The sequence below is a fragment of the Paenibacillus sp. J22TS3 genome (assembly GCF_018403205.1).
GTDB classification, from domain to species: Bacteria; Bacillota; Bacilli; order Paenibacillales; family Paenibacillaceae; genus Fontibacillus; species Fontibacillus tuaregi.
On the sequence record NZ_BOSF01000005.1, the window covers coordinates 150,420 to 174,475 of the forward strand.

At 46.7% G+C, this 24,056-nt stretch carries 22 protein-coding genes; 6 read left to right on the plus strand and 16 right to left on the minus strand.

Going from position 1 to position 24,056, the window contains the following annotated elements; all coding sequences use genetic code 11:
* Positions 1–2: 2 nt before the first annotated feature.
* From KJS63_RS17085 to KJS63_RS17115, 7 genes are all read right to left on the minus strand, one after another.
* Positions 3–833, minus strand: a complete 831-nt coding sequence (locus KJS63_RS17085) for a sugar phosphate isomerase/epimerase family protein (protein ID WP_213620214.1) — start codon at positions 831–833, stop codon at positions 3–5.
* A gap of 68 nt (positions 834–901) precedes the next feature.
* Complete coding sequence (locus KJS63_RS17090) at positions 902–1,330, minus strand: secondary thiamine-phosphate synthase enzyme YjbQ (RefSeq protein WP_213620215.1); 429 nt, start codon at positions 1,328–1,330, stop codon at positions 902–904.
* Positions 1,318–2,190 (minus strand): amidohydrolase family protein, encoded by an 873-nt coding sequence (locus KJS63_RS17095; protein WP_213620216.1) that lies wholly within the window; start codon positions 2,188–2,190, stop codon positions 1,318–1,320. The genes KJS63_RS17090 and KJS63_RS17095 overlap by 13 nt, the downstream gene beginning before the upstream one ends.
* A gap of 31 nt (positions 2,191–2,221) precedes the next feature.
* Positions 2,222–3,004, minus strand: coding sequence for a fructoselysine 6-kinase (gene frlD / locus KJS63_RS17100; protein WP_213620217.1), 783 nt, complete (start codon positions 3,002–3,004; stop codon positions 2,222–2,224).
* A gap of 84 nt (positions 3,005–3,088) precedes the next feature.
* Entirely contained in the window at positions 3,089–4,402 is a 1,314-nt protein-coding gene (locus KJS63_RS17105) for an anaerobic C4-dicarboxylate transporter family protein (protein ID WP_213620218.1), read from the minus strand.
* A 125-nt stretch (positions 4,403–4,527) separates the two neighbouring features.
* Complete coding sequence (locus KJS63_RS17110) at positions 4,528–5,397, minus strand: fructoselysine 6-kinase (protein WP_213620219.1); 870 nt, start codon at positions 5,395–5,397, stop codon at positions 4,528–4,530.
* Between the two features lie 39 nt (positions 5,398–5,436).
* Complete coding sequence (locus tag KJS63_RS17115; protein ID WP_213620220.1) at positions 5,437–6,411, minus strand: SIS domain-containing protein; 975 nt, start codon at positions 6,409–6,411, stop codon at positions 5,437–5,439.
* A 207-nt stretch (positions 6,412–6,618) separates the two neighbouring features.
* On the opposite strand from KJS63_RS17115, the gene KJS63_RS17120 reads away from it, so the two are divergent.
* Positions 6,619–7,329 (plus strand): GntR family transcriptional regulator, encoded by a 711-nt coding sequence (locus KJS63_RS17120; protein WP_213620221.1) that lies wholly within the window; start codon positions 6,619–6,621, stop codon positions 7,327–7,329.
* Between the two features lie 144 nt (positions 7,330–7,473).
* Here the strand turns inward: KJS63_RS17120 and KJS63_RS17125 are convergent, their stop codons facing one another.
* From KJS63_RS17125 to KJS63_RS17150, 6 genes are all read right to left on the minus strand, one after another.
* Positions 7,474–8,370 (minus strand): RCC1 domain-containing protein, encoded by an 897-nt coding sequence (locus KJS63_RS17125; protein ID WP_213620222.1) that lies wholly within the window; start codon positions 8,368–8,370, stop codon positions 7,474–7,476.
* An 11-nt stretch (positions 8,371–8,381) separates the two neighbouring features.
* Entirely contained in the window at positions 8,382–8,834 is a 453-nt protein-coding gene (locus KJS63_RS17130; RefSeq protein WP_213620223.1) for a VOC family protein, read from the minus strand.
* A 137-nt stretch (positions 8,835–8,971) separates the two neighbouring features.
* Positions 8,972–10,072 carry a flavin monoamine oxidase family protein gene (locus tag KJS63_RS17135; RefSeq protein WP_213620224.1) on the minus strand — a complete coding sequence of 367 codons (1,101 nt, stop codon included), beginning with the start codon at positions 10,070–10,072 and terminating at the stop codon, positions 8,972–8,974.
* Between the two features lie 144 nt (positions 10,073–10,216).
* On the minus strand, positions 10,217–11,548 hold the full coding sequence (locus tag KJS63_RS17140) for an MFS transporter (protein ID WP_213620225.1): 1,332 nt from the start codon (positions 11,546–11,548) through the stop codon (positions 10,217–10,219).
* Between the two features lie 67 nt (positions 11,549–11,615).
* The gene (gene trxA / locus KJS63_RS17145; protein WP_213620226.1) at positions 11,616–11,936 is read right to left on the minus strand and encodes a thioredoxin; all 321 of its coding nucleotides are present in this window, start codon (positions 11,934–11,936) and stop codon (positions 11,616–11,618) included.
* Positions 11,937–12,101: 165 nt separating this feature from the next.
* Entirely contained in the window at positions 12,102–12,758 is a 657-nt protein-coding gene (locus KJS63_RS17150) for an ArsR/SmtB family transcription factor (protein WP_374706294.1), read from the minus strand.
* A gap of 386 nt (positions 12,759–13,144) precedes the next feature.
* Here KJS63_RS17150 and KJS63_RS17155 point away from each other — a divergent pair, with 386 nt between their 5' ends.
* Entirely contained in the window at positions 13,145–13,516 is a 372-nt protein-coding gene (locus KJS63_RS17155; RefSeq protein ID WP_213620227.1) for an ArsR/SmtB family transcription factor, read from the plus strand.
* A gap of 197 nt (positions 13,517–13,713) precedes the next feature.
* Here KJS63_RS17155 and KJS63_RS17160 read toward each other — a convergent pair whose 3' ends face one another.
* Together KJS63_RS17160 and KJS63_RS17165 are read right to left on the minus strand one after the other, a co-directional pair.
* Positions 13,714–14,334 carry a class I SAM-dependent methyltransferase gene (locus tag KJS63_RS17160; RefSeq protein WP_213620228.1) on the minus strand — a complete coding sequence of 207 codons (621 nt, stop codon included), beginning with the start codon at positions 14,332–14,334 and terminating at the stop codon, positions 13,714–13,716.
* Positions 14,335–14,350: 16 nt separating this feature from the next.
* Positions 14,351–16,561 carry a heavy metal translocating P-type ATPase gene (locus KJS63_RS17165; RefSeq protein ID WP_213620229.1) on the minus strand — a complete coding sequence of 737 codons (2,211 nt, stop codon included), beginning with the start codon at positions 16,559–16,561 and terminating at the stop codon, positions 14,351–14,353.
* A gap of 340 nt (positions 16,562–16,901) precedes the next feature.
* Here KJS63_RS17165 and KJS63_RS17170 point away from each other — a divergent pair, with 340 nt between their 5' ends.
* The 3 genes from KJS63_RS17170 (at position 16,902) to KJS63_RS17180 (ending at position 19,670) form a co-directional block, all read left to right on the plus strand.
* The gene (locus KJS63_RS17170) at positions 16,902–17,528 is read left to right on the plus strand and encodes a TetR/AcrR family transcriptional regulator (protein ID WP_213620230.1); all 627 of its coding nucleotides are present in this window, start codon (positions 16,902–16,904) and stop codon (positions 17,526–17,528) included.
* 34 nt (positions 17,529–17,562) lie between these two features.
* Positions 17,563–18,132, plus strand: a complete 570-nt coding sequence (locus KJS63_RS17175; protein WP_213620231.1) for a hypothetical protein — start codon at positions 17,563–17,565, stop codon at positions 18,130–18,132.
* Positions 18,133–18,326: 194 nt separating this feature from the next.
* Entirely contained in the window at positions 18,327–19,670 is a 1,344-nt protein-coding gene (locus KJS63_RS17180; protein ID WP_213620232.1) for a glycoside hydrolase family 64 protein, read from the plus strand.
* 134 nt (positions 19,671–19,804) lie between these two features.
* Here the strand turns inward: KJS63_RS17180 and ppsA are convergent, their stop codons facing one another.
* Entirely contained in the window at positions 19,805–22,423 is a 2,619-nt protein-coding gene (gene ppsA / locus KJS63_RS17185; RefSeq protein WP_213620233.1) for a phosphoenolpyruvate synthase, read from the minus strand.
* 423 nt (positions 22,424–22,846) lie between these two features.
* On the opposite strand from ppsA, the gene KJS63_RS17190 reads away from it, so the two are divergent.
* On the plus strand, positions 22,847–24,022 hold the full coding sequence (locus tag KJS63_RS17190; RefSeq protein ID WP_213620234.1) for a serine hydrolase domain-containing protein: 1,176 nt from the start codon (positions 22,847–22,849) through the stop codon (positions 24,020–24,022).
* Positions 24,023–24,056 lie beyond the last annotated feature (34 nt).

Here is a 24,056-nt window from a genome sequence, read left to right on the forward strand (position 1 = left end):
GATTAGGACAAACGCTCTTCAAACCACGCGAGCGAATCCCGCATTGCCTTGTCCGGATCTAAAATATATCTTCTGTCCAGTAATTCCAGGCCTAGGTACCCTTTGTAATCGATATCATTAAGCGCTTTCAATGATTCATCCAAATTGAGCCGACCTTCACCCGGAACCAAATGCCCTCCAGGATTCCCGTCCACAAAGTGAACATGATTCAGGTCATTTCCGAGTTCTCTGATGAAGTCATGGATCGTATCCTTGCCTGTTGTCGCCATGACATCCGTATCCGCCAAACCTTTCAAATTCGGACTGCCCACCTCCTTAATCATCCTGGAAATGTGCTCGGCCTGGTTAAATACGTGAGTTGTAAAGCTCGTAAATGACTCCACGGGAAGGTACACCCCTTCTTTTTCCGCGGTTTTGCAGATTTCGCTCAGGGATTCCTGGCACCATTTCCATGTCTCCGTCACATCGGCGTCCAAGTAGGCGATGCCTGTCGTCACCAGCACTCTATCACATTCCAGAAGCGACGCGGCTTCAATATGCCGGCGAAAGAACTCGACACTTTGCTTGCGGTATTCCGGATCGGGGTGGCTGATGCTGATCGGATAAACATATTGCTCAGGAGTCAAGCAGACCACCTTTAACCCATGCGCTTTTATTTTTTGCTGCAGACTTTTGACGTCCTGAAGTGAGAAATAGTCCAAGTGGAAGTGCGGACCCGAAGCCCACAATTCAATATTGCGGAATCCTAACCTTGCGACGGAATTCAAGAAATATTCCAGGGAGTACCTTTTATAATGATAGTTGGCGGCAGCTACTTGCGAGATTTGTATCATATGAACCAGATTCCTCCTTTGCTTGTGACAAACGGTTGTAATATGGCACTTCCAATCAAGAGCCCCTGCTACTCCCCAATGACCTGAATGTAAACTTTCCTGCTCTTCGGACCATCGAATTCGGCCAAATATACATCCTGGGCGTCGCCCGACACCAGCTTCCCATCCTGCACAACGAACATGCAGCTGTTGCCGGAAATCATCGACTTGAGATGTGAGGGGGAGTTGCTGCCCGTTGCACCATAAGACGGAAGGAAATGCGCATGAGCATATGGCCAATCCTTGGGAGCCAAACGTTCCAGCAGTTCCTCGATATCTGTCTCCACGCATTCAAGTCCTTCGTTGACCATAATGCCGGTAGTCGTATGCGCCGAGATCACAGCCGCCAGACCGTTGGCTATGCCGCAATCTTCCACGAAACTTTGAATCTCTCTCGTAATTTTGATCATCTGAAATTCGGCTGTCGACCTAAGCACAAGTGTTTTTAATTTAACCACAGGCGATCATTCCTCCTCTCTCCCAGGAAAACCTCTGCGTTGCCGCTCAGAATCTTTTGTAACGTCTTCGGCCGGAATGCCATCGCCTCAAGCGCTGGCAATAGCCGCTTTGCCTTGAACCTAGGCGTGTTGGTGCCGAACATGACTTTGTCTCTCAGATTGCGCTCGATCCAGAGCGGACCCATGTTCACTTTGAATATCTGCGTATAGAAGTCAAGCGCATTATCCATATGGAGCAATGACGTGTCTGTGAACACATTCGGATATTTCAACAGCAGCATCGTTGTCTCTTGAATCCATGGCCAGCCGAAATGCGCCAGGCATATACGAAGCTCGGGATACGCGATCGCGACTCCCTCGAAACGCAGCGGGTGTGAATAGATGGCCGGAGCGTCAGGCTCCCAGCTCATACCCGCGTGGAACATGATCGGTTTGTCGTACTTTAAGCAAATCTCGTAGAGCGGCTTCAACCTGTCATCATCAGGGTAAAATTTCTGCTTTGAAGGGTGAAGCTTCAGGCCGCTTAGCTTCAGATGGGCGAACGCATACTCCAGCGCCTCTGCCGCATCCTTGCGATACGGGTCCACGCTGGCAAAACCGATAAACCGATCCGGCGCAAGATCGACCAGCGTTCGCACCTCTTCATTTGCGACAATCCAGCCTCCGCTTCTGGTCGTCAGATCTAACGGAAGCAGCACGGAACGTGTTACGCCATTGTAGTCCATCTCCTGAAGCACCGATTCGACAGGAGTTGGCGACTGTTTGAATATGCCGAACTCCCGTTTTCGATATTCCAACGTCTCTTTGTCCTCGCAAATTGCCTTGTGGAAAATTGGATGTGTGTGCACATCAATAATCAAAGAAAACACCTCTTCTCTGGTCTGTACTCATTCAGTAGGGTTCGAATTTGGTAACAACCCCGGCTGCCGTTCGAGCGCCATGATTCAGCGATTCCGGAATGGACCAGCCTTGCAGTTCGCCATACATGAAGCCGGCACAGAAGGAATCTCCCGCCCCTACCGTATTGACAACCTCTGCAGGCACGATCTGACCGCGATACAACGTTGTTCCGTCATAAGCCAGACTGCCGAGCTCCCCTAACGTCGCGATGACGATACGCGGCCCTAGCGCCTGAGCCCAAGTGATGAACTCCCTAATATACGCGTCTTCCTCCGTATAGGAGAAGAATGCGTAGTCCACATCCGGCAAAATCGGCCCGGCAATATCCTTCTTCGTTCGCGTGGAGAAATCAAACACAATGGAGACCCCCCGCTCCCGGAAATAAGGCAGTTCCCGCTCGATCCTGCCGGAAAGGTTGGTGTGGAGTGCATCGTGCTCCGCGATAAATCGCCGGTCATCCTCATTCAATGCGAAATGCGCCATAACGCCTTCGATTTTTTCCTTGTGAACGCGATCATTCCCATTCATCTCCATCTTAAACACCGCCGTACTGCCTTCACATACGCTAAGATGGGATACATCGATCTTCTCTGCTTTCAGCATGTCGATCATCATGTCGCCGTAGGCATCCGTCCCAATCACACTGACCATAGAAGCCTGAACTCCCATTCTGCGCATATGAATAACAAAATCGACACTGTTCCCGGTTGGATACATCCTGTCCAATTGGTCATAAACATCCACGCAGCTGAATCCAACTCCCGCTATTCGCACGCCTCGATCCCCTCCCTTTGTTCCAGGTCATTATTTCGAGATTTTGTATCCTTGTCCGAAAGCCTTATATGTTATAGCAAACCTTTATACTAAAGCGCTTCCAATTAGGGTAGCTACAATAACTGAGATCAAAGTATTAATTAATCCCGGTATCATGAAGCTGTGGTTTAAAACAAATTTACCGATTTTGGTTGTTCCCGCGGTATCAAACGAGATAGCCGCAAGACACTGGGATGCGACTGGTAAAAAGTAATTGGCATTCACGGCCATCCATGCTCCGATGATGATATAAGGAGGCAGATGAAGGGCGATGGCGATCGGGACCATAATTAACGTCGTGGCTCCCTGACTCGTCGTCAAAGCGGCGACGATAAACATGATCACAGCAAGCATCCAGGGATGGCTGTTTACAATGGTGGCAACATGATCATGGATAAAAGCGGTTTGGCCGTTGATGAAGGTGCTGCTCATCCAAGCCAGCCCGAAAGCACAAACCATCGCCAGCGCTCCCGCTCTAAAGATCGGGCCGTTAAGAATGGTTTCGATCGCTGGACGGCCAAAGATAATGATGAGTGTGGCGCAGACCAGCATAATAATTTCAATCGTGTTTGGCATGGATAAAATCGTAGTCTCACCGTTTGCCGCCCAGGAAGGACGCAGCTTGGTAAACAGACCCATAATAATAATTGCCAGAACTCCTAGCAAAAAGAGAGCAACCGAGGCCTTTGCCCCTTTGCAAACTGTTTGTTCCTCGGCATTCTCCGGTTTGGCAATTAATCCTTCCGCCAATCTCCGCAAATATTCCGGATCTTCCTCAAGCTCTTTGCCCTTGCGTATCGTCAATACCGCGCTTGCAACAACCCCCAGGAGGGTAGCCGGTATCGCAATCGTCAGGATGGTTCCCAATCCTACCCCAAGAGGGGCCATAAATCCGATCATCGCAGCGGTAGCCGCCGATACCGGCGAGCAGGTAATTGCCTGCTGGGAAGCGATGATACTGTTGGAAATAGGTCTTTCCGGTCTGATTTTATTGTCGATGGCAAGCTCATTTATAATCGGCAATAAACTGTAGACGACATGTCCTGTTCCCGACATGAATGTAAACAACCATGAGATAATCGGAGCTATGATCGTAATATTTTTAGGGGACTTACTGAGCATTTTTTTTGCAAGATAGACGAGGAAATTAAGCCCGCCCGAAGATTGCAGCGCGGAGGCCGCCAAGACAACCGCTAAAATAATCAACATAACATCGATGGGAGGAGCCGACGGTTGGACTTGAAAGATAAAAACAAAGATAGCCACACCCACACCGCCAAGCAGGCCCATAAATATATCGCCTTTTCTGGCACCAAAGAAAATGAGCAAAATGATGATGATCAGCTGAAACCAAAACATGAAGGTTCACCCTCCTTATGTGATTTTCCGGCCTGTCTAGTCTGTTGCGGCAGCTGTGCCGCTATTGATTGAATGCGCTTACAAATTGCCGATTCGATATGTCTCTTTTTGTGTCGGAGGGTGCTTTATAGGATTGCTGTTCCATAACCAAAAGCGCCGTTAAGCCGGCATATCTTCGCGGCAAATGCGGCTCCCTGCTCCATGCTCGCTTCGATCTTGCGGAGCATCTCCTCGTCTGAACCCGCAAAAATGTCGCCTTGTTCCGAGCTTCTGATCATCCCGATAAGAAAGGCGGTTAAATAAGAATCGCCCGCTCCCATCGTATCCACCGTTTCCGTTAATACGGCCGGCTGGTATATCCACTGATCTTTATACAACGCAAATGAGCCGTTCTCTCCTACTGTTCCGATCACCATTTTAGAGCCAAAAGCCTGAGCTTTCCGCATTTCTCTCTCTCGGTCGCTTTCCGTTAGATGGCTGCAGGAAAGAAAGGATATGTCCGCGTACCGGCACACCCGCTCTAAATACTCATCATTCCAGCGAACCGAAAAGTCAAAGGAGATCGGCACATGGGTGGTTTGTAAGATGGCCAGATCCTCTTCGATATAGCTGTTTAGACTGGTATGAATCACGGAGAATTGTTTAATATAATTCAGGTCGTCTTCCGTGAAATCCCATTCCTTTTCTTTGGCTATACCACCTTTGTTGGAACCGAGAAACTCACGGTCCCCGTTCTTTAACGTAACCCGCGCATACCCGTTCTCACCTTCAAAAGTCCGGCAATGACTATGCTCAATCCGAAGTTCGTCCATCACCCGCTTGATATAGTGGGCAATCTGATCGTTGCCGAATTTCCCTAGATAAGAAGCCTCCACTCCGCACATTTTGGCATATGCGCAGAAATTCAAGGCGTTTCCACCAGGGTACATCATACCCTGGTGGACATACTTGTCTACTACGTTGTCGCCGATGCCGATAACCTTGTATTGTTCCATAAGATTAATCCCCTTTAAGGCTGCTAAATATAAACGAAATCAATACTCAACCTTCCACATATATCTGCGGGTTGTGAGCGGGTGCTCTCTTTCCACCGCCAAAGCTTGATTGTAAACCGGGTAAACGTTGTTAAATAGAGAATGGTTGAAGTAATCAACTACGGAGCCGTCAATGGTGGACAAGCCCAAATCCTTGGCGTCCAGCACTTCCACTCTCTTGGCATAACGATTCAGGAACTCCAGCGCTCTTTCATCCAAAGGCCGGGTGCTTCCTTCGGAAATTTGAATGACAAACGGAATTTCCGCATCCGTAATCTCAAACGGCCCGTGGAAAAATTCACCTGAATGGATGCTCGAGGAGTTGATCCACTGCATTTCCATAAAGATACAGATACTTTCCATGTAGGCAGCCCCGTAACCGGCTCCGCTGGCCATGGTGTAGATCACTTGATCATCCTTGTGATTTTTGGCGAACGTCAGAGCGCGTTTGGCCACGTGTTTGGAAGCGTTTTTAACAATATGGTCGATTTTAGCCACTCCATCGAGGAATTGATTATAGTACTCGTATCCCTCAGTTTGGTTCAAGGCTTCTACCGCCGTCAACAGGGCTTTAATGGTCTTTTCCCCAGCAATATCCTTGCCTTCTCCAAAGGTATACTTCACTACATAATCGGCATGCTCCGTAATCGGTGAGTCCGTAATCCAGGTTAACGCAATGACCGGAACTCCCGCCTTCTTGCCGAGCTCAGCCGCTTTCACAGTCTCTGGTGTATTGCCTTTATGCGAGGCTACAACCAGTACCGAATTTTCGCCAAATGATTTAGGTGTGTTGTGCACAAATTCATTGCTGTTATACAGGCCAACTTTAATGTCCTTAGCCTCTTTCTCAAGAAAGGTTTTGGCTGGATAAAAAGCGCCATAAGAACCGCCACAAGCTACATAATAAATCTGCTTAATGCCTCCGACCTCTTGTTTCCCCGCAACAATTTCTCCAATGATTTGTTTTATCTCCATCGTCTTCTCCTTGTATGATACAATTAGTTTGTTTTCATTCCACACCGGTGATTTGTATTGGAATGTATTGATGAAATAATAGCACATTATAATACATTATACAAGTATATATTTCCGCTTTTTTTTGTTTCCTACTTGTAAATATTGTTATAATATAGAAGTACAAGGATAAAACAATATAATACAAAGTGTTTTGGAGGTAAAATCATGGTTGATCATTCGGAATCCTCGCCATTATATAAACAGCTGCAAGACAAAATTTTGGACTCCATTCATAACGGTACTTTGAAGCCAGGGGACAAACTCCCTACGGAATTGGAGCTTAGCGAAACCAACAATGTGAGCCGGGTCACGGTCCGCACCGCCCTCGATTCACTCACCTCTGATGGATATTTGGTGCGAATCCCGGGAAAGGGCACTTTTATTACGAAAGAGAAAATCAAGAAGAATGTTACGGAAACGATTGGCTTCAGCGATACCTGCAGACTTCAAAACAAAGTCCCTGGCGCTAAAGTAATCAAGTGTGTGATTGAAGAGGCTACAGCTGCGGATCAGGAGCATTTGGACTTAAAGCCCGGGGATAAAATCATTAATATCGAAAGAATCAGGTATGCCGACAATGTCCCTGTATCTGTGGAATATACCCGGCTACCTTCTTCTTTTTCCTTTTTGCTGCAGGAGGATTTAAATCATAAATCCCTGTACGAAATTTTAAGAAATAAACTTAAAATCACATTTGGCATATCCCGAAAATATATCGTAATGGAATACGCTTCCTTCGATGTGGCTACCTATCTGAATATCGAGGAAGGCCATCCTCTGCTCTGTATCAGAAGTACTGTCAGCAATGCGGAGGGCCAAAAAATTCATCGCTCCAAACAGTTGATACTCGGGGATAGATTTGAGTTGATTGTTTAAGGAATTGCTCAATATAAACTCCAACAAAAACAGAACATGCCAGCCGTTCATCATGATCGGCTGGCATTGTTTATTGAACTATCATTTGCATTACAATATTATTCTGTCATTGCAATGATATACTGTAACAGGCTAACTTCCACTTTATTTTCCAGGAAGCTGGATGCTGTGCCATCCGTTTACCTCACATTGGCCGTGTTCATTATCTCCCACAGCCACCACTGTGCCGTCCGACTTAAGACCAAGAGTATGAGCACAGCCTGCGGCTATCGCCACAATATCACGCCAGCCACTTACATTGCATTGGTCATGTTTATTCAAACCTACAGCAGCCACAGTCCCATCTGATTTAAGGCCGATGGTATGACTGCTGCCTGCTGCTATAGCGACAATATCTTTCCAGCTGCTTACCTCACATTGGTCATGCTTATTCACGCCAACCGCTGTCACCGTGCCATCTGATTTAAGCCCAACGGTATGCAGGTAACCCGCGGCTATCGCAACTACGTTGCACCAGCCGTTTACATGGCATTGGCCGTACCGGTTATTACCCACAGCTGTCACGGTACCGTTCGATTTAAGACCAACGGTATGCCAGTCACCCGCAGCTAGCGCCACCATGTCATGCCAGTCCCCTACATGGCATTGGCCTTCGTTATTTCGACCCGCAGCTACCACCGTGCCATCCGATCTAAGTCCGACGGTGCGACGCCAACCCGCCGCTACCGCTACAATATCACGCCAATCGCTTACATTGCATTGGCCATGCTTGTTCCAACCCACAGCTGCGATCGTACCGTCAGTTTTAAGGCCGACCGTGTGGGCGTTACCTGTGTTCGCAGCCCTATGAACATTACCTGCCGCTATCGCCACAATATTGCGCCATCCGCTTACCTCACATTGGCCATGGTTATTATCTCCCACAGCCACCACTGTGCCGTCCGACTTAAGACCAAGAGAATGACGGGAACCCGCAGCTAGAGTATCTTTAGGCCGCTGTTTCACTATTAATGCCGCGCCAATCTGTGAAGTGTTGTCCATTTAATCGTCACCTATTTATTACCGAGTTGTTCCGCCAAACCGACTAGAATCCCTTCACTTCCACGAATGTAGCAGAGCCGATACGAGTCTCCGTACTGAACTACTTCGCCAACGAGCTGAGCACCAAACTTGGTGAGTCTGGATACCATTTCGTTAATGTCTTCCACGGTGAACATAATGCGTAGATAACCGAGGGCATTTACAGGAGCAGTTCGGTGATCTGATATAGGTGGTGGGGTGATAAATCGCGAAAGTTCAATTCGGCTGTGGCCATCTGGGGTAACCATCATGGCAATCTCAACACATTGTGAACCTAGACCAGTTACACGACCAGCCCACTCACCTTCAACAGTTGCTCGCCCTTCGAGCTTCAAGCCAATCTCCTCGAAGAAAGAGATTGCGTCATCAAGCGATTCTACAACGATGCCAACATTGTCCATTCTTAGTAATTTGTTTTTTGTCATAGTTTTATCCTCCTTATGTCTACAGATTAACATCTTTTCACAGTTCATGATCTGGTTTTCATAGATTAAATTTTAAAAAAGCAGTCCTCTATATAAAGAGAACTGCTACTCTATCTTTTCTATTTCGATCCAACTCATTAATATGTCTTATCAAGCTCGATAAGTTCCGCTACCGCTCGCTCGGAGGATTGCAGCGCACCTTCAAGGTGCCCGCCCTGCTCGTAAGCAGTCTCTGTACCCGCAAATATGATCTTCTTCCAACTCTCCACACGTGCAAGCGGGCCATAACTAGGATATTCGCGAAGTGGTTCAGCATCTTCATCCACAGCTGTGTCAAGATCTCTGGACCAATCCTTATATAGAAGGCTGCTCACGTTCTCCGCAGACGGACCGAAAAGCCGGACCAACTGTTCTACAACGAGTTTAAGTACTTTTTCCTCGCCTAATTCTTGACGTGTCTTCGCTGGTACCCCAAAGAAACCAAAAAGAGCGCCCGCTCCCGTCTCTGGTGAGGCATCATGGATTTCCTGCAAAGGCCCTACCCAGCTTGAAGCGAGACCCGAAAGCCCCTGTTCCCGCCAAAATGGACGTTCGTAAACCGCAATTGCTTTAGCCTGAGCCGCCATCCATGTGGGTTTATTGAGCATGCTTGCCACGAGATCCGAAGGCAGCTCTGGCCAGAAGGAGATATTTTGCGCCACCAATCGTGGTGGTAAGGTGAGTATAACAGCACCAGCATGGATACGATCCCTTGTAGCCTCATCTTCAAGTGTAATGGCTCCATCTGCTTCCAGGTGGATCGAAGTTACTCGTGTGTTAAGCTGAATCGTTTCAGAAGGAAGTGTTGCTGCTATAGCGTTAATAAGAGATTGTACACCTCCCATGATACGAACCGACCTTTCAGCAGCTCCTTCCGGCAAAACGTATTGCTGTACAGGCTCATTTCGGGACCGCTCCAGGAGCATGAGCCCTTCATTATACTGCTCAAAGGTCTTTAAACCGAGTTCTGCAACGAGCCTTGTAATTGTCCGTTCATAACTCGGCCAAAACCAAGTAGGACCAAGATCGAATCTGCCAAGATCTAGCCTCTTCGCAATCTCTTTAGTTAAGACTCTACCCCCGATGCGCTCCCGGGCTTCAAGTACACGGCAGTTGAAACCTTCTGCTGTTAGTAAGGATGCTATACGCAAGCCACTTAAGCCAGCGCCAACTATAATTACCGGTTCTTCTTTATTCATATGAAATTCCACTCCTGTGCCTATGTCTCGATTCGGTAGGCAGTAAGTCCTTTTTTACGTATGCGTTCCACAGCCTCCGTTGTATTACAGTAAAATAGATCAAATCTTCTCTTACTAGAGAAGCTTGATCTATCCACTAGCTAACTATATGTTCTTTAAAATTTTCTCATCAGCTTTCTTCCGGGACCAAACAACTACCGGAATAAGCAGCAGCGACAGAAATGCTCCCGCTAAAGAGAGAGCTGTATAACTGGAGTGGGCCACCACCATACCGGACAGTGCACCGCCAGATGCTCCCCCCAAGGCAATCAGAACATCCACCGTGCCTTGTGTCTTGGCACGAACCTGTGGAGGTGCCGCATCGACGATAGCTGCCGTTCCGCTAATCAAACCAAAATTCCAACCTAAGCCAAGAAGTGCCAAGGCCAGTATAAGCATCCTCATTGAATCACCAGGTCCAAATGCAGCAACCAAACCTGATAATAACAACGTGAATCCGGAGACGATCGACATCATAGAATAACCTAATTTATCGACAAGAACACCGGTAATAAGGGAAGGCAGATACATTGCGGCAACATGGATGCCGATGACCGTACCTACTTTACCCAGGCTATGACCATGATGCTGCATATGAACAGGCGTCATGGTCATAATGGCAATCATCACAATTTGGGTAAGTACCATGACTGTGGCGCCAAGAATAATGCCTTTTTTATTTGTGATTTTTTCAGAAGCTTGAGACAGTTCTCCTAGCACGGATACTGCATTGGCTTGCTGTTCTTCAGCGATGGCTTTGGCCACAACGAACGGGTCAGGCCGTAAAAATATAAGAAGGACCAGTCCAGCAATAATATATGCTGCGGCTGCCAGCATGAAAGGACCAGACAAGGGAGGAGCGCCTATAGAAGTGGCTATCTCTCCTGTCAGATTAACCAGATTTGGTCCAGCAACAGCACCAAACGTTGTAAACACCATAGCCATACTTATCGCTTTCGCCCGCTGTGTAGGTAACGCTAAGTCCGTACCCGCATATCGAGCCTGCAGATTCGTTGCCGTGCCTGCCCCGTAAATCAGCATCGACAGAAAAAGCAAGGGAACGCTGTTGAATAGCGCCGCGAGAACAACTCCAATGGCGCCGACTCCACCTGCGATGAATCCCGCGCTCAGTCCGGCTCGGCGCCCCCATCGTTGGGATAGGCGGCCTACCAAAAGAGCAGCACCTGCAGAACCTAGCGTAAACAGCCCAGTGGGAACCCCGGCATAGCTGTCTGTACCCAGCATGTCTTGTGCCAGCAGTGCGCCTACAGTAATTCCCGCTGCCAGTCCGGCCCCGCCGAAAATTTGGGAAAAGATGACGATCCTCATCGTTCTTGCATGCAATTGCCGCTGCTTCTCAGGTGATTTCACATATTCCGTGATGGAGGCTGGCAGGGGTTGTGCTTTGTCTCCGAATGCCCCTGAATTTCCCACCATTTCTAACCTCCTTTTATCATCATTAATAAGAGCAGCAGCAACATGGTTGCTGCTGCTCTTCTCGGCATTAGTTACCTGCCAGTTTTGAAATTTTTCCTTTTAGTACATCTTTGCTGTTTACTCCAACCATTTGATCTACCAGCTCGCCATCTTTAAAAAGCAGCAGGGTTGGGATGCTTCTTACTGCATATTGCGAAGCCAAATCGCTTTGTTCATCGACATTGACTGTAGCGATCGTCGCCTGACCTTCCAGCTCATCAGCCAGCTCATGAACAATCGGAAGTTGAATTTTACATGGTCCACACCAAGGCGCCCAGAAATCAACCAAGGTTACCCCCTTTTCGATAGTGCTTTGAAATGTTGCTGTTGACAATGCGGTTGCACTCATATGAATTCCTCCTCAGAATGGATGATTAATTATTATACTATTCAATTGATTTATTGAATTATAAAATTGAATCTAAGCCTTCGTCAAGTTATTTTTCATAATGGTCTTAAATTTTGCACAGCAAAAAAACGCAGCTTATAAGCTGCGTTTGATAAATTAGAACACTTAACTAGTTAGCCAATCCCGCACACCTTCTTCGATTCGATAGGCTTGAAACCCCTTCTTCTGCATGTGCTCAACGGCTTGCGTAGTATAGACACAATACGGTCCCCGGCAATAAGCTGCAATTACAGTATCTTGAGGCAACCCCTGCAGATAGTCATCCAGCTCTTCCATAGGAACTGATAACGCCCCTTCAATATGCGCCGTTTCATACTCTTCTCTTGGACGAATATCCAATACGAGGAGATTGCCCTTTTCCATCTGCTTCTGAACGTCTTCCTTGGAAATGGTACGGACACGATTATAGTGCTGATTGATGTCCTGTTTGAGCCGCGGAATATCCGAAAGCTGATGTTCTGAAATCTTCCACAAAGACGCTAGAAATTCTGCGACCACCGGACTGGCTAAACAGTAAATGACATACGTTCCCTTTTTAGTGAATCTCACTAAGTTCGCATCCAATAAAATTTGCAGATGGCGCGAGACATTGGCAACACTCATCCCCGTCTGATGTGCTAGTGTTTCTACAGCTTTGGGGCCGTTGGATAGCAGACTCAACAGCTCAAGTCTTCTTTCACTGGATAAGCATTTGCCGATTCGGGCGTATTGTAAAAATAGTTGCTCTTTATATAATTCAGCTATTTTAGCTTCTTCCATCATTTGCACCAACTTCCCTTATTCAACTGATTAATTGAATTATAAGATGATATGCTTATGAATTCAAGCTTACCTGGATAGCCACTATTGCGGTACCCCCTCTGCAATGTAGGCACTTTGTGCCTTTTATTATGACACACATGTGCCTGTATAAGAACAAGAAAGCCTGATACATCAGACTTTTAACAAATAATACACGGAGGCCGAATATTAAAGCATGTTTATGAGGAGGCCATAACTCCTTCTGTTCTTCGGTTTCGCTTAGTATTCTTGTTCGTAGTAATCTTATATGTTATTGTGATGACAACTATCGGTTAATTGTAATGATTTCGTTTAACCCGTCTTTTTTGATATAATGATACAAACACCTAACAGAAGGGTGATAATCAATGACTAAGTCCATAAATACGGCGGGAGAATGCGATACGAACTGCCCAGGCACAACCGAAGATTTGGATGCGGTCAAGGCGGAGCTTATCGATGACCAAGCAGCGATTCAATTTGCCGAATGGTTTAAGGCTTTCAGCGATCCGACACGCGTCAAAATCATCAGCGCCCTTTTAAAAAGGGAGCTTTGCGTACACGACTTGACGGTACTCATCGAAATGGGACAATCGGCCGTTTCTCACCAGCTGCGATATTTACGCAATCTCAGAATCGTAAAACGGCGAAAGGTTGGAAAAACGGTTTATTATTCACTCGATGACGCTCATATCGAGCAAATTTTTCTGCAAACTCTTCAGCATACCAACCACGGATAATGCGGATCTTTCCGCTTATTGGCTATTTAGAGAGCAGACAGGGCTGCCCTCCAACGTGTTTAAGCGACCCCGGGCAGTCCTTCTTTTGTTGCAATAGTTTAGTTGTTTAAGTGCTTCAATAGTACCTAGATTACAGCATAAAAATAACCAAGACTGAGCCTCTTTCAAGGCACAATCTTGGCTAATAAGTACGCAACTTATTTACGCTCGAGTACAATTTTTCGATACATCTCGCCAAACATGGCTGGGCTATCCTCGCGAATGATCACACGTCCAAGGTGTGGTTTAAGCATCGACCGGTAATCCCTGCCGATATCGGTGCCTAATAAGGCTATGAGCGGCCGCAGCATTCGACTAATCAGAGGCATTCCCCCCTCCCCACCTTTGAACTTATCAAAAATAACGATTCTTCCCCGCTCCTTCACCACACGAACTAACTCCGACATACATTTGTGTTCGTCGGGAACCACCGACAAAATCAAGCTCGCTATCACCAGGTCAAAGCATTGGTCATTAAACCTCAGATCCTGCGCATCCATCTCCAAAAAACAGATATGCTCGTTTCCGTCTACTTTTAATTTCGCTTGAGCCAGCATAGCCTGGGAGAGGTCGACCGCCGTGATCTCAAGCTTCTTTCCACAGAAATATCGCAGATCGGCCCCCGTTCCAACCCCGACCAGCAGCACTCGCTGGCCCGGTTCGGGAGCCAAATCGGCAAAAACCTTTTTTCTGGCCCGGTCGAATGGTCCTGCATTAAATAAAACATCGTAAAACGGAGCCCCCGCTCGATAAATCAGCTTATTCCAGCGATTGTTCATACCGAATTTCCTTTCCTTAAACCAAATTGGGCTTGATCTTTAATACGCGCATGGCGTTCAATACAGCGATCAGAGTGACGCCCACATCCGAGAAGACCGCCTCCCACATCGTCGCAATTCCGAAAGCGCCCAGAAGCAGGAAGACCGCTTTGACAAGCAGCGCGAAAAGGATGTTCTGCCAAACGATGCTCCGAGTTCTCTTCGCGATATGAATCGCGGAAGCCAGCTTCGAAGGCTCGTCGGTCATGATGACGATATCCGCGGCTTCAATGGCCGCGTCGGACCCCAGACCGCCCATGGCCACGCCGATGTCGGCTCTGGCCAGAACCGGCGTGTCGTTAATGCCGTCGCCAACGAACACAATCTTTTCTTTGCTCGTTTTTTGGCGATCGATCTTCTCCAGCTCTTCGACCTTATGCTGTGGCAGCAGTTCTGACCGGACCTCGTCCACACCGAGCTTTTTGCCGACCGCTTCACCCACTGCCTTGATGTCGCCTGTCAGCATGACAACCTTCTTGACGCCGAGATTTTTAAGCGAGCGGATCGCTTGGGCCGAGTCCTTCTTGACCTCGTCGGCAATAACCAAGTACCCTGCATATTGTTTATTAATCGCAACGTGCACGATGGTACCCAGCTCAGATGGCGCAGCGAAATCGATATTTTCTTGCTTCATAAGCTTCGCGTTTCCGGCCAGCACCTCTTTGCCCTCGAATACAACCTGAATGCCGTGTCCCGAAATTTCGTTGTAATCCGAAAGATAAACTTCATTCAATTCCTGTCCGTAAGCTTCCCTGATGGATTCTGCAATCGGATGGGTGGAGTGCATTTCGGCAAAAGCGGCTTGGCGCAACAGCTCTTGTTCAGTCCATCCGTGTTGCGGATGGATACCGTTTACTTTAAATGCACCTTTAGTTAACGTTCCTGTTTTGTCAAATACAACATACTTTACATTATTCAACGCTTCCAGGTAATTACTGCCCTTAACCAGGACACCGTTCTTGGAGGAAGCCCCGATACCGCCAAAGAAGCCGAGCGGGATTGATACCACTAGAGCACAAGGACACGAGATGACTAGGAACACTAAAGCCCGGTACACCCAATCCGAGAATGTTGCTCCGCTGAAGAGCAGCGGTGGAACAACAGCCAGTAGCGCGGCGAAAATGACAACAAACGGTGTATAGTAACGTGCAAACTTCGTAATGAAGTTTTCCGTGGGTGCCTTCTTACTGCTTGCGTTCTCCACCAGATCCAAAATTTTGGCGACGGTTGACTCCCCGAATACCTTCGAGACCTCGACCGTCAGAACCCCGTTTTTGTTGATGAATCCGCTCAGTACATCATCACCCGCTGCCACTTCACGCGGCATGGATTCGCCGGTCAATGCTGAGGTATCCATTGCCGATTTCCCATCAATGATCTTACCGTCAAGAGGGACCTTTTCACCAGGCCGAACGATAATCAAATCGCCGATCTGCACGTCCTCCGGACTCACACGTTGGATCTCGTCGCCCGTTTTCAAATTGGCAAAGTCTGGTCTGATATCCATCAGTGCGCTGATCGACTTCCGTGACCGGTTGACAGCGATACTTTGGAACAGTTCGCCAACTTGGTAAAAGAGCATAACAGCTACGCCTTCGGGATATTCCCCGATTATAAAAGCACCGACAGTCGCGATCGCCATAAGGAAGTATTCGTCGAACACCTGACCTCTTATGATGTTCTTCAGTGCTTTGAAAACAATATCCCCGCCAACAATAAGATAGGATGCAATAAACAAGAATAGTTCAAGTTCCCGGCTCAGGGATAACGAAAACGCTGCCGCGCCGATGGCAAGACCCGCGATTAGCCGGGCGGTCATGACTTTGAGGCTTTGCGCCCCATGGTCATGGGAATGTCCGTGCCCATCATCCGCCGTTTCGGCACCGTGATCATAGTCATTGGCGTGATTATGTTTGGAGGATCCCCCCTTGTGGTTTCCCGCTGCCCCATACTCCAATACTTTAATACCGGGCTCCAGTGTGCGAATTTTTTTCTTTGTCTGTTCGAGAATGTCATCCGAACGGTCCGACGTCATTTCCATAGTCAACGTTTGGTTTGCAAAATTCACCGTGCAAGCCGAAACTCCTTCAATCTTCTGGACACCGTTCTCGATTTTCATAGCGCAGTTCGCACAATCCAAACCCTCCAGGACCAGTTTTCGCTTAACTGCAGAAGTACCAGTTTCCATATGTTGATCTCACCTCTTCAACAAAACTATATATGAGCATTTATTCATATGAAGTATACTTCTTATTTCTTCCTGCTGTCAACAAAATCAAGGAAGGTTTTTCCTCAATTCATCCATTAACGGTTCGCAATTTTCGGAGAATCTCCAAATTTTTTGTTCCGGCAATTTCTTTGATCTATTGTAATATCTGTACATACTTTGGAGAACGCAACATGCTAGGTCTACTCCACAGGCACACCATCGGAATTAAAGTTGACAAGATCATTACAATGATTTAATGTGACAGTAGTGTCATGTGACACGATTGTCACATTTGTGAAGAGAGGAATGAGGACCGCAAATGCCTACTCATACGTTTTTTAATTTATCCGCTGAAAAGAGATCGTTAATTGTTTCTGCTTCCTTAAATGAGTTTCATCTCTCAGGCTTTGAAAAGGCGAGTATTGCACGGATCGTGGCTGCTGCGGGCATTGCTCGAGGAAGCTTCTACCAGTATTTCGATGATATAAAAGATCTGTACCGATATTTAATCGTTGAAGTAATTGGGCAGCAAAAACATAACTACTCCACACTTTCTGTAATGAATAGGGCTCCTTTTACCGAAATTGTTCGCGATCTATTTTATGGTGGTATCCGTTTCTACATCGAGCAGCCCGTGATGGCAAAAGTTGCACAAGATTTTTTGAAGATCAGGGATACTGCTCTGATTAAGGAAATTACTGGTGATAGCATACGCAAAAGCGCAGAGTATTTTTGCTCGCTGATTGAAGAAAGAAAAGCGGCCGGGGAAATTGATGAAAAAATCGATACGGAGGCATTACATCATTTTATTGCCACCCTAAGTTTGACATTCTCGGAAACGCTTCGGGACAAGGATGTTTCGGCTTGGGACCACCAGGCCTTGACTGAGCATGTCAATAAATATGTATACATATTAAATAATGCTCTTGGTGGAACAGCAAAATAACTTGAAGTTCGATCTATTAAGGAGATGAAAAGGTATGATCTTGTTTTGCCGAAAATACGATAAAACGCTGGCCATAGTCTTTGCTGTGCTGACCATCAGCTTTTTCGTGCTGACAACCGTCAGTACTGATTTTTTCAACTGGGCTTTCGACAGGCATCATAATCAATTAAGCTGGTATATTCGACCGGTGTTTCTTATTCCTTTTTGCTATTTTGCATTCAAAAAAAGCTGGAGCGGAATGACTGCAACGATTTTTTTGCTTTTCACCAGCATGTTCTGGTTTCCAAAACCGGAGGAGTCGAATCAAAGCGTTGTGGAATTTTTAGAAATGGAAAAAGGTTGGTTGCGGGGCAATTGGGATTTCGTCAAAATGGTAATGGCTTTGCTTGTCCCCCTTTCATTCGTATCTTTGGGAATGGCTTTCTGGAAGAGGAGCGTTCGCATCGGACTGACTGTTCTCGTACTTATTGCTATGGGGAAAATGGCATGGAGCGTCGCTTACGGTGGAGAATCTGGACAGTCCATCCTCGTACCGGCAATTGTAGGCTTACTCATATGCATCGCTATGGTTTGGTGGGGAATACGCAAGGCGAAGAAGCCATAATTCTTTTGAGTAGGAACTGGTGAATCGGCACTATTTCTTACCCGAAATTGTGGGCCATATCACGAAATTCCAGCGCTTACCAAATCATGAATCATGAGATTATAATCTTTTTGTTAACGCCAAAGGAGGGATGCCATTTTAAAGCTTAATCCAAAGCTGGTCATCATCCCCATATTAAAGGAGGAACTCTAATCATGCGAAAGGGAATGCCTTATCTGCTGATCCTGTCGTTACTGCTGGCTTGCTGCTCGATCTTCGCTGGGAAAGTCGAAGCAGCAGATTATACGCGGGGTGTCGATTTATCTGGAAGCGTAGCCACCGTATGGTTCAAATCCACTGTCAACACAAGTTGGGTTGATGTCCATTACAAAGTGAACGGTGGCGCACAGCAAAATTTCAGAATGGCTTACAGCGCGAGCAAATCCCGATATGAGCAGGCCATCTCAAGCATTTCCACCGGCTCCGTGATTACGTATTCTTTCACTTACAATAACGGAAACCCAGCCTATGACACCGAAGACTTTACATACACTGCGGGTAACACACAATCTCCTTCTTCCGGCTCTATTTATGACATTCTTCCATCCTCAATTCCCATGCCGCCAAACGGTGCCGTCTCGGTAAAGATCATGAATGGTACCAAAGGCACCTACAACGACCAACAAATATATTGGGGTGTTCTCGGCATCAATCCCGCCAACAATCGATGGAGCTATCTGGACCTGAACGGCAATCTGATTCCCATCTCCACCGCTTTAAATGATGCGCCGGGCCATCTAACCAAGAACGGCATCAATTACGCCAACATTTACCATAAAGCTAGCGATGCTTCCTGGATAACCTTGCCTAAGATCACAGCAGGCCGAATGTTTCTTAGTGTCGGTACTCCTCTGTACCTTAAAACCTTTAACGATGGATTCGCTGGCCCGGATCTGAATAATCCAACCGATCCAAACCGGGATATTTATTTTGATTTCGTCGAGTTCACGATTGATGCAGCTGGCTATCATGGCAATACGACCCGCGTAGATGGATTCGGTTTCCCCATCCAACATCGACTGATTAACAAATCTGGTTCCTTCGATCAAACTACAGGTGAGCTTGAATCCGAGACTCGCAGCGGAATCTTCACCAAATACCAGGCTGAAGTTCCTGCAGCTTTCAAATCGCTGGCCACCATTCAAGCGCCTTATCGCATCGTTGCTCCAATTCACGGCTCCTTCGCCCCGGGTGGCGCTAATGCCAACTATTTCGGCGGGTACGCTCCATACAGTACGCAGGATATTTTCCGCTGCGACGGTGCCTTAACCAATGCGGATACTTGTGCAGCGATTAACCGCCATGTATATACAACAAGTGATTGGAATAACGTGTCAAAATATTATCAAGCCGCGCCGGCCAACTATTACGCGAAATTCTGGCACGATCACAGTATTAACCGCTTGGCCTACGGGTTTCCATATGACGATGTCAACGGTCAATCCTCTTATCTCGAAGTGAGCGACCCGAAGGGCCTGATTATCCGTGTAGGCTGGTAAATTTATCGTGATCGCAGAGAACGGAATCTCTCGACTCTCATCGTAAAAAACAACGGCAGCCGATCCCTTTGACCGGCTGCCGTTCTAGCATGATGTTTTTTTGTCCCGTTTTTAATACTTGATGTACTCAGCCATTACAATATTTCGATATATCCTTCTGTTCCATGCACACGAATGCGTTGACCGTCTTTTATTAGTTTGGTAGCATTCTCCACGCCTACAACAGCCGGCAGGCCGTATTCACGTGCGATAACGGCTCCATGGGTCATCAGTCCGCCCACTTCTGTAACCAAGCCTTTTATGGATAGAAATAGCGGAGTCCAGCTAGGGTCAGTAAAAGCGGTGACTAGTATATCGCCATCTTCAAGATTAGCTCCTTCTATATTTAAGATGACACGTGCCCGTCCCTCTACGACGCCTGAAGAGACAGCGAGACCTGCAATGGCTTCGGCGGGGATATTTTCGCGTTTGTACTTACCTGTAATGATTTCGCCATCAGATGTAATCACACGTGGTGGGGTTAGTTTTTCATATAATCTGTACTCATCTTTTCGTTTGTTGATGACCTGGTAATCCAGTTTATGGGTGCGTACGGCTTCCTGGAATTCTTCAAATGAGAGATAGTAAATATCTTCTTTATCATAAAGAACGCCCGCTTGTACAAGCCGTTCCGCTTCCTTCAGTAAAGCTTGTTTATAAATGAAATAGCGGCTAACAATGTCGTATTTCGGGTATTCACGATAACCGATGAAATTCCGGAGCAGGTCGATCATTTGTTTTGTCTCTTCGGCTTTTTGTTCACCATCCGGCAATTGTTTCAATCGGGCTAATAAGTCCTGTTCTTTCTCCAAAGCTTCCTGTCGCCCTTGTTCAAATTTTCGTTTGCTGGCGCCAGACTCAAGGTTTTTGATGTTACTGAGGATCATTGGTACCAGTATACTTGGTTTTTCACTCCAGCGTGTTCTTGTAATATCAATCTCCCCGGCACATCGCATTCCATATTTGTTGAGATAAGCGGCAATCGCATCTCGCACCCGCTGCCCACCTTCGAATTGAACCAGTTTATCTAAAAAGTTATCATCCTTTATCTGTTGTAGATATTCAATTATTTCCGGATAAGGACGAATCACATCTGCGACATCCAGCAGCTCCATACCCATTTCAGAAGTGATGTTGTTAGGTACAGATAGGGAAAGTGTGTCTGCTACGTTTATTTCACCCAACCATTCATTCATTTTTTCATTAATCCATGCTGAAGCATGCATGGCGGCCATAATCACATTCAAATGCTTCAGATCTGACGAACGCTGCCTCCGCTCCTGCATATCTTCCAGGATACTATCAAATACATTCAATCCTGATTTCGTTAGGAGACTCTGTTTTAACGCTGATACTGAGGTCTCGCTACTCTTAATCAGACGAGCAACAATTGCCGGGTCGTTTCCTGCTTCAGCCAGAATATCCGCAGCCGACATCCCCTTATGGCTTTTAACAGGCCCCAGTTCGCTTTGGTCATTTGGGTCCAATTTGATAAAATCTTCCCGCTCTATGATGGTAATAAGCGCGTCTTTTATGAGCGGATCGGAGTGCCCTAAAACATCCAATAAATTTTGCCTGCCAGCCGCTGAAGCCAAGCCCATCGTGATATCTACAAATAGTCTTCCCCCACCAGCCTTAAACATGGATCGGTTACCTGTTAACGACCAAACAGATATCCCCAGTGGTTTGATGGGATCGGTCATCATCTGCTGATGGCCGACAGATACATACACGTGATTGTTTTGATCATTCGTTTCAGGGATCGGATATAACGTGGTGATCGGACGGCTCTGGACAATGTAAAATGTATCGTCGGCCAAACACCATTCGATATCCTGCGGCTGGCCGAAATGGGCTTCGATCTGTCTTCCGATGCGTGCCAGTTGTATGATTTGGGCATCAGTAAGGGATTGAGTCTTTTGCCGATCTGGATCGATCTGCTGGGTCTCTGTCCCGCCTTCTTTCCGTCCGTAAATCGCAATTTTTTTGGTTGCGATCCTCTTATCGACGATTTCGCCCTCCTGTACTTTATAAGAGTCTGCAGATACCAAGCCGGAGACCAGTGCTTCTCCAAGTCCGAAACTTGCATCGATAGACAACAGCTTTCGGTTTGAGGTAATTGGGTCCGCGGTAAATAAAATTCCTGACACCTGAGGGAAAATCATCTTTTGCACGATAACCGACAGATATACTTGACTATGGTCAAATCCATTCTGCATTCGGTAGATGACCGCACGATCCGTAAATAAGGAAGCCCAGCATTTGCTGATATGACGCAAAATTGCTTTTATGCCAATGATATTTAAGTAAGTGTCTTGTTGACCGGCAAAAGAGGCGTGGGGCAGGTCTTCAGCAGTCGCACTAGAACGGACGGCATAAGCTTGCTCCTCACCGAACTGGGAGAGATAGTGAGCAACTGTCTTCGCCACATCGGAAGGAATTTCTATTTCCAGTATAAGCTGACGAAGCTTGCTGCTGATTTCGGAAATTTGATCCCGATCTTCAACTTTTAGCCTGGTTAGTTGACTCACCAAAGTATGGTACACTTCGTTTTGTTCAATGGCTTTTTGGAATCCCACGGTTGTAACACAGAATCCTTCGGGCACGTGAATTCCTTCGATTTTCGACAATTCTCCTAAGTTCAACCCTTTTCCCCCAACGAGCATAAGCTGTGTTGTATCCATCTCCTGAAACCCAAGAACCAAAGAATTCATACCAAATCTCTCCTAACCATTAGTTTGCGAAATTTAAATTTGACAAAGGTTTAGCGGCATGTTACAATTAAAATGTAAGATAAGGTAACTATACCTAATTCAAGTTTTAAAAAGTCGCAGACTGATTATACCAGTCTGTTTGTTTAAATGCAATACAAAGAACCTGAGAAAATTGCTCAGGTTCTTTTTTATTGAATATTAATGCTAATTTACAGACTGGCGTCGGTACTCTATCGACGTCAGTTTTATTTTCAAGCACTCTCGTCTTCTGTTGGTATAACTGGTGATTCCCTACCGTTTTAGTGCAGCCCGGCGAAATAGCGCTATACAAACGCTTCCAAAGCGCCTATTATTTTTTTAGACAGCTCGTTATCATCCTCCAAATTATAGAAAGAACTTATTCGAAGAAGGAGACAAGAAGACATGTTAACCCCTTACATAACAAACCTGTTGAAAAAAACGTTAAGAGCAAGTATCGACAACAAGGAAATTGCCGGCGCGAACTTTATGGTGATTCAGGACGGCAATGAAGCTTTTTACCATGAAGATGGCTTTGCCGATCTTGAGTCTGGACGCCCGATAACAAGGGATTCAATTTTTCGCTTATATTCGATGACGAAGCCGATTACCGCATCTTCAATCATGATTCTCCTGGAGCGTGGGGATATCGATTTATTCGATCCTGTTAGCCGCTATATTCCTGGTTTCAAAAATCAACTGGTCGAGAGAAATGGCAAGCTGGAGCCACCCGCCCGGGAAGTCGACATCCATGACCTGCTGAACATGACGTCAGGGTTAGTATACGGCGGAACCGACAAAGCCGGGCAGCACACGGATGCATTGTTCCAAGAACTGGGCAGACGTTTGTACGGTGAGAATCCAATGAACACCATGGAATTTGCAAACCGTCTTGGCCAAGGCCCTCTATCGTTCGATCCGGGGTCAAGCTGGCAGTATGGAACGTCGGCAGACATTCTTGGTGCCATAGTGGAAACGGTAAGCGGCATGCGTTACGGGCAATTTTTGAGAAAAGAAATATTCGAGCCGCTGGAAATGAAAGATACCGGTTTCTGGCTGCCTGAAGAAAAAAGAAGCCGCCTCGTGAGAACCTATCAGGATGACGGCAAAGGCGGATTGGAGCTGTATGAGGAAAGCCATCTTGGCATTGTGCACCAGATGGACCGTGACCCAGCTTTTGAGTCGGGCGGTGCCGGTCTTGCCTCAACGATTGATGATGCCGCTAAATTTACGACCATGCTGATCAATCAAGGCAGCTTAAACGATGTTCGAATTTTGAGACCTCGAACGGTTCAGTATTTGACGTCGGCGGCATTAACCGATTGGCAGCAGCAAGGATTTGATACATGGCATACTATGTGCGGTCACAGCTACGGTAACCAGATGCGCATCATCACAGATAGCAGCAAAGCTGGATTTATCGGCAGTCCAGGCGAATACGGCTGGGACGGCTGGCTTGGGCCTTACTTTAGCAACAGTCCGCAAGACCGTCTGACGATCCTGTTTATGATCCAGAAAAAAGATGCCGGCACAATGGCGATTACACGCAAGCTGCGCAACATCGTATACAGCACCTTGTAAGTTTTAAAGTTATAGCTGGCCCTATAGTATTAAA